This window comes from Parabacteroides sp. AM58-2XD, assembly GCF_003463685.1.
In the GTDB taxonomy this organism is placed as follows: domain Bacteria; phylum Bacteroidota; class Bacteroidia; order Bacteroidales; family Tannerellaceae; genus Parabacteroides; species Parabacteroides segnis.
Map to the genome: position 1 here is coordinate 1 of NZ_QSDP01000249.1, position 856 is coordinate 856.

Consider the following 856-nt stretch of genomic DNA (forward strand, 5'->3'; position numbering starts at 1 on the left):
GAGCCTGTTTAAATTTTATTCAATAGCATCCTAATAGATGCTAGTTTCACCATTTCCTCTGCCGAATCGAATGTCCATTCATAGTTTCGGCAGAGTCTTCTATAGTTGTCAAACCATGAAAATGTCCTTTCCACAATCCATCTTTTTCCAATTGGCTTGAATCCATTTACCTTATCTCCACTTACCACAACTTCAAGGATATATCCAAAAGCAGTTTTTATCTTGTCCGCTATTTCCCCACGATAACCGGCATCGGTTAATATGATTTTGATATTGCAACAAAGCTCCCTAAGGTATCTCGCTAATAAATAAGCCGCTTTACTATCATGTACGCAGGCAATTGTCACCATGACAGCCAATAGAAAACCATTCTTATCCACTACTACATGACGTTTGACTCCTTTTATTTTCTTATTCCCATCAATACCATTAAGAGAACGATTATCGCCCCAGCGTACGCTCTGGCTATCCATAATACCTAGACTACATTCTGCTTTTTGTCCCATATTGACACGCACTTTTTCACGTAAGTTGTTCAATAACAAATCAAATTCACCCAGAGAACACCATTTGCGATAATAATAGTAAACCAGCTCCCAAGGAGCAAAATTAGAAGGAAGCATACGCCACTGACACCCTGTTTTGACCAGGTAGAAGATAGCATTCCATATTTCACGCAAATCATATTTTCGTTTCCTTTCTTGCAGGTTCAAGATTTTCTTGATAACTTGCCACTGTGTTTCTTCTAAATCCGTACAATACATAATTATTTGAAGCTTGGTAACTAAAAATAATCATTTTGACGGAAAGAAGAAACACTCTTTTTACTTCAAACTACAAAATTTAAACAGGCTCT

The 856-nt window shown here is 37.1% G+C and carries 1 protein-coding gene; it reads right to left on the bottom strand.

Going from position 1 to position 856, the window contains the following annotated elements:
• Window positions 1-8: 8 nt before the first annotated feature.
• Window positions 9-764 (bottom strand): IS5 family transposase, encoded by a 756-nt coding sequence (locus DXA15_RS25110; RefSeq protein ID WP_128135852.1) that lies wholly within the window; start codon window positions 762-764, stop codon window positions 9-11.
• Between the last annotated feature and the right edge of the window lie 92 nt (window positions 765-856).

Bases quoted from the DNA above. Each gene is read 5' to 3' on its own strand.
- DXA15_RS25110 (WP_128135852.1), bottom strand. From the start codon at position 764: ATGTATTGTACGGATTTAGAAGAAACACAGTGGCAAGTTATCAAGAAA.